This window comes from Clostridium sp. UBA1652, assembly GCF_002320975.1.
Taxonomy (GTDB): Bacteria; Bacillota; Clostridia; order Clostridiales; family Clostridiaceae; genus Clostridium_T; species Clostridium_T intestinale.
Genome location: NZ_DCLI01000055.1, coordinates 37,240 through 42,754 on the forward strand (window position 1 = coordinate 37,240; position 5,515 = coordinate 42,754).

The window sequence follows — 5,515 nt, forward strand, 5'->3', positions numbered from 1 at the left end:
GATGATAAATTAATTATAATTGGATTTAGTTAAATAATGAAGTTAAGTTTTGTAAAAACCATGTAAACTAAAAAGTAAGAATAACATTTATGAAGTTGAAGACACTAGCTATATATAGTGAAACAAAAGGAGACTTTTATGTTATATATAGGACCACATATGACAACAGCTAAAGGATATGATTAGATACGAAAGAATTAAAGATTTTTATTTTAAAGATAAGAATGTTAATCACGATAATTATTTTCTTTCTAATACTGGTTTACCGTTAACAATAGAAGCAATAGAAAGAGTTGTAAGAAGTGCAGGAGAACAGGCTAAAGTTAGGAAAACTATAAGATGTTCCTCCCATACAATAATGCATTATTTTGCACAAGCACAATTAAGGAACGGATTAGATGTCTATTCACTTTCTAAACTTCTTGGACATGGAAATATAAATATAACTAAAATGTATCTTCAAGGTTTACAAGACGAGAGTATCATAGAAATGAGTGTAAAGACTAGTCCTCTAATGAATTTATAGACAATAGAAACATGGAAAACAAAATGATTAAAAAGAAATAATATAATAAAATTTGTTTATATAATGGGGCTTTTGTGACATATAGTGATACTTATAAAATCATTGGAAATACTCATTTAGAATGGAGTAAGGTCAATTTTCAAATAGGTAAAATTATGACTTTGCTTAAATGTAAATCCGTAAATTTTCTATTTATTAATACCATAAGGGATAAAAGGGGGAAACTTAAACATCCCCCGTCCCTAAGTAATAGTTCTACATTTCATCACAAGTCATTACAATTGCTTCATCATATTCAAACTTAATTTTAATAGATGTATAATCATCATTTCTATCAAGGAAGCAGTAAACACTAAATTGGTCTAAGTCTTAGTTATACTGACAGTTTATATGAGGGTAATTATAGTCTTTATATAATGTTTTCAATAGATTTCCTTCATAGATTTTACATCTTCTTTTTTTCTATTAGATTTTTCGTATATCATCATTTAACTTACCACCTTTTATTATTTATATTTTTTGATTTACCGTCATTCATTTATTAATTAAATAAGAACGGTTATATTTTTACAAATAGATTTTAATATTTAAGATATGAGTTTTAACGAATATCTTAGAGTTTATTTAAAGTCTTCTTATTAAATACTAAGTTTGTATTTACATTACCTCTCATTTCATTCGAGTTATTAATTATTTTTTATTTATAAAAAATTAAGTTGTTTTATTAACTTCACATTTCATATATATAATCGCAAGTTAAAGTCAAAAAAGTTGCGGTTTAAGCCTATTTTATAAAAGTAAATAAAAATTTTTTATCTTTTCTAATAGTTCCTTTAACTTCTTTAATATACTTTTAATTACTTTCTCACTAATACCAGTTTCATTGGATAATGTCTAATGTTAATAGTATTTTTATTAAAGATAGAATATTTTGTGTAGGCTAAACCTTCTACTATTTGAGTTATTAAATTAAACTCTTTCAATGTAACGGAATTCTCTATGAGCATTAGTATATTATCAACTAAATCTATAATGTTATCGCTTATGGTATAGTTATCCTCATACTTTAAAACTTTATAATTAGAAAGCTCTTTATCTAAACTAAATTTAATTACTTCAACTCTCTTAGACTCTTTTCTAATGAAATCCTTATTGATACTCTCATTCATATAGCTATCGAAGTTGTAACCCTTATTTCCACGGTTAAATCTCACGATATCAGAAACACCGTAACTAATGATGAAGCTTTCTGCATCTTGTTTATCAAACTTATATATCTTAGCTAACTCTCTTTTAATTTTATATTCAACTAATTCTAAATACCTATTACATTGATTTTCTGTTATTTATTGCATTTTAGTTATATCCTCCTTTTTATTAGTGAGGAGTTTAAAAACTTCTCTAATAAAATAACAATATAAATATCTAAGGGACATATGATAAAAGAATTGTTATAAGAATTATTAGAGGGATTATTTGATATTATGTAAAAAATTACATAAATATGATATTATAATATTTGTATATAAACTGTATTTTCAATTAAAATTATTTATTTCATATTAGAAAAAATTTTAGGGGGACAATATGCAAAATGATAAAATAAAGGAAATTAACAGTAAAAAGGATTCAATAATTTTTTTAAATCAATTTATTGTACTTACTGATAAAAGAATGATGCGATTTAAATCAGCTATAAATGATTTAAAAAAAGAATTATTAAAATATGATGAAAATATTACAGAAGTTTCCACGGAAGTATATCACAGGCATCAAGAAAGAATTGATTGTTGCTTTGCTTATTTATTGAATTTATTTGGAGATGAAACTAAAACAGCAGTATCATATATTCAATTTAGAAATGTAGTTAATAAAAAAATTAAAAAGGGTGAATTAGATTTTAAGTTAAATGAATTAGATGATGAAATGTCTAATATATTAAAAGAATTTAGAGAAGCAAGAAATTTTACTCATCATGTTCCACAATCATTATTGAACAGTCAAATAGATTATATGAGAGAAGTATCAAGAATTCCAGAGAAAATTATAGAATTACAATTTTCAATGCCTGAAGTCTGTGTTATGACTTGGGAATATCATGATATTAAGTGGTTAAGGAATTTGTATGAAAAGGCTGATAAAAATTATAAGATGTGTTCTAAAATATTTCAACATATGAAAAAAGAGTATTCAAATTTAACAGGAGAAAGTATGAGAGTTGTTAGAGAAGCCAAAAAAATTGCACGTCCATATGCATTTAATGCAATTATGTATAATTCATTTGATATAAATACTAGGAAGAGGAATAAAAATAAATAAAATAATTTAATTAGAAATATCAAATTCAAATATATTATTAGCGAAGAAAAGAAATAGATTATACAAGCAATTGGAATGATACATATAATCAGTACAAGACAAGGCAGATAACGGAAACAAATGCAATGGAACAATTAGGACTAAAAAGGAATACATTCTATAAATTAGTTAAAGAATTTGAAGAAGGTAAGTAAAACCTTCTTTTTTCTTAAAAAAGCATTTTACTACGTTAATTTAGGTATAGACATAAATAAATTACACTGTTAAAAAACTACGGTTAAAAATGTTACAAACACAGCAATACCAATGTTTTTAACTGTTAAAATTAGTGAAGGCTTTTGTAACGCAAATGACACATTGTTACAGAACACGAATATAGGGGGGGGGCATTAGAAAACATATCACCTTTTCTTATTCTCCTAGTAGTACATATAGTCGTCTTTAGAGGAAATTATAATTTTGCTAGGGTGATAGCACAAGTTTGACTTATTTGTTAATTGAGGTTAACATTGTATATATATTAACAATACGTTGTAGGAGGGAAAAAATTGCCGATTTTTACTTCACCAAAATCATATGACGAAATGCTTAATAAAATAGGATTTTTTACTTTATTTGTTGTAATGGGGTGTTGGTATATTATATTGCTGATGTTTCCTAATATTGATTTAGCATTGAAAAATGTTCTTCCAAATGGAGGAACAATAAAATTTATTGGTATAGATATTAAATTCTATTTTTTCATAATTTCAATTATTATTGCGATTATTGCAAGAGCGATAAGATTACATGATAGAATATCGGACATGCTTAAAATAAGAAAAAAGTATGATTTAGATAATATTTTATTGCCATTAGGAGTCGGGTGTGGATATAAAATAAGTTCCATTGAAAAGATAAATGAAAAAAGGTCAGTTTTAATGAGTTCATGTTTTTATAAATATTGTTCTTATTCTCAACCCAAAATTGACGCTCATTTGGTCTATACAACATTAGATTACTTATGTTGGTATTGGATAGCAGTTGAAGCACAATTTTTTACATTTATTACTTTGGTTTTAACATTATTTTCAAGTAATATTACGATTATAAAGTTAGTTGTTATTGCTAATCTAATATTCTATTGTTTTGGTAAAATTATGAATAATGCTTGTATGAGTAAAACAAGTAGTGAAATATTTGCTATACTTTCAGATACACAACGTAAGAAAGAGATTTTTCAGGAGTATACAAATGCACTATAATATTCGAGATTTAACAATAAAAAGTGAGTATGCAGCAAAATCAGCAAAGCAAACTAATAGTGAAATCCTAAATATTATCAAAAATCTTCCCAGTCATTTTACTGTACTCGATTATGGTTGTGGTAAATTGAGATATACGATCCCTTTGGCAAAAGTAGTAAAAAGTGTTCATTCAATAGATTCATTAGAACAATTATTACGAAATCAAAGAATAAATGACATAAGTACAAATATTGTTAGCTATGTAGAGCAATATTTAAATAATGTACATATCTATGATGTGAAAGACCCAAAATGGAAAATGAATAAATATGATTTTATCTTATGCACCAATGTTTTATCTGCTGTTCCACAGTACAAAGAAAGAATTGAAATAGTTAAGAATATCGGTAAAGTACTAAAAGAAAATGGACGAGCATTTATTTCCACACAATACTATAATTCCTATTTTGATACATATAATACTAATAAAAGTTCGATAAGGTTTTATGATGGTTGGATAATTAAAAGCAAAAATTATTCATCATTTTATGGAATTATAGGAATTAAGAAGTTGGAATATTATGCACGGGTTGCAGGGGTAAAGATTATAGATAGTTATACAAAAAACGGAAGTGCGTATTTGCTTATTGCAAAAAAATAAGTAAAATATTAAATGTAAATAATTTTTTAAAATAGAAGTGGGAGAAGTCATGATTTTGTTAAAATATAAATATAAATTTTATAAAGAATAAACTATAATAGCAGGAGAAATCCTGTTCTAATTTTTTTGAAATACTACGCTGTAGAAAGCAAACAAAAGATAGAGATATAACTTCCTATACAACACTCTAGGAAAATCTGGTGAATATCAGGGTTGGTTAAAAAGTATTCGAGGAATATAATTTAAGTATAGAATATTGAAAGGTGGTTTAAAAATGAGTGAAGGTATTGTTTATGGTGAATATTATGACGAAATAAAAGTTCAGTCTATGCACAGTTCAACAACAAAATACGTTGTTAGATGTGGTGATGTAAGCTGGGGTAAAGACGGAAAATTCAAACCTGTTATTTATGTTTTAATGGAGTACAAAGGACACCTAGAAACACATACAAATCCACCTCATTATATGATAGAACCTGATGAAAACGGTGTAAGTGATATTACACAGGTCATAAATGCTATGGAAGAATTAAAGAGAAGGTTTAAAATTAAATAGATGTTCTGTTATCAATAACTATTAATGCTTGAAAATATAAATAGAGTATGATATACATGTAATTGACTACGTTTTTAGAACGTCGTAGATTATGACAAACATACAACTTTTTAGAGTTGTTTTTTAGGTACAAAAATTCGTGTAAATTATTGATATTACTGGGCTTGAGTGTTGATTATTGTAGAAATGACGATGATGTTCAAGAAGTTTACCACAATGCAGAGTTC

General features: G+C 25.9%; 6 protein-coding genes. 5 read left to right on the plus strand and 1 reads right to left on the minus strand.

All coding sequences use genetic code 11. The features are described 5' to 3' along the window. Positions 1–178 precede the first annotated feature (178 nt). Positions 179–526, plus strand: coding sequence for a site-specific integrase (locus tag B3N22_RS10855; protein WP_286906997.1), 348 nt, complete (start codon positions 179–181; stop codon positions 524–526). 857 nt (positions 527–1,383) lie between these two features. Here the strand turns inward: B3N22_RS10855 and B3N22_RS10860 are convergent. Continuing rightward, the gene (locus tag B3N22_RS10860; protein WP_286906999.1) at positions 1,384–1,740 is read right to left on the minus strand and encodes a hypothetical protein; all 357 of its coding nucleotides are present in this window, start codon (positions 1,738–1,740) and stop codon (positions 1,384–1,386) included. Between the two features lie 373 nt (positions 1,741–2,113). Between B3N22_RS10860 and B3N22_RS10865 the strand changes: the two genes are divergently transcribed. The 4 genes from B3N22_RS10865 (at position 2,114) to B3N22_RS10880 (ending at position 5,288) form a co-directional block, all read left to right on the plus strand. Next, positions 2,114–2,845 (plus strand): hypothetical protein, encoded by a 732-nt coding sequence (locus tag B3N22_RS10865; RefSeq protein ID WP_286907001.1) that lies wholly within the window; start codon positions 2,114–2,116, stop codon positions 2,843–2,845. A 548-nt stretch (positions 2,846–3,393) separates the two neighbouring features. Continuing rightward, on the plus strand, positions 3,394–4,089 hold the full coding sequence (locus B3N22_RS10870; protein ID WP_286907003.1) for a hypothetical protein: 696 nt from the start codon (positions 3,394–3,396) through the stop codon (positions 4,087–4,089). Beyond that, positions 4,079–4,732 (plus strand): class I SAM-dependent methyltransferase, encoded by a 654-nt coding sequence (locus B3N22_RS10875; protein ID WP_286907005.1) that lies wholly within the window; start codon positions 4,079–4,081, stop codon positions 4,730–4,732. Before B3N22_RS10870 ends, B3N22_RS10875 begins: the two co-directional genes overlap by 11 nt. Positions 4,733–5,006: 274 nt before the next feature. After that, positions 5,007–5,288 (plus strand): pterin-binding domain-containing protein, encoded by a 282-nt coding sequence (locus tag B3N22_RS10880; protein WP_286907007.1) that lies wholly within the window; start codon positions 5,007–5,009, stop codon positions 5,286–5,288. The last annotated feature ends 227 nt before the right edge of the window (positions 5,289–5,515 follow it).

Coding starts and splice junctions, on each gene's coding strand:
- B3N22_RS10855 (WP_286906997.1), top strand. CDS start 179: ATGATTAGATACGAAAGAATTAAAGATTTTTATTTTAAAGATAAGAAT.
- B3N22_RS10865 (WP_286907001.1), top strand. CDS start 2,114: ATGCAAAATGATAAAATAAAGGAAATTAACAGTAAAAAGGATTCAATA.
- B3N22_RS10875 (WP_286907005.1), top strand. CDS start 4,079: ATGCACTATAATATTCGAGATTTAACAATAAAAAGTGAGTATGCAGCA.
- B3N22_RS10880 (WP_286907007.1), top strand. CDS start 5,007: ATGAGTGAAGGTATTGTTTATGGTGAATATTATGACGAAATAAAAGTT.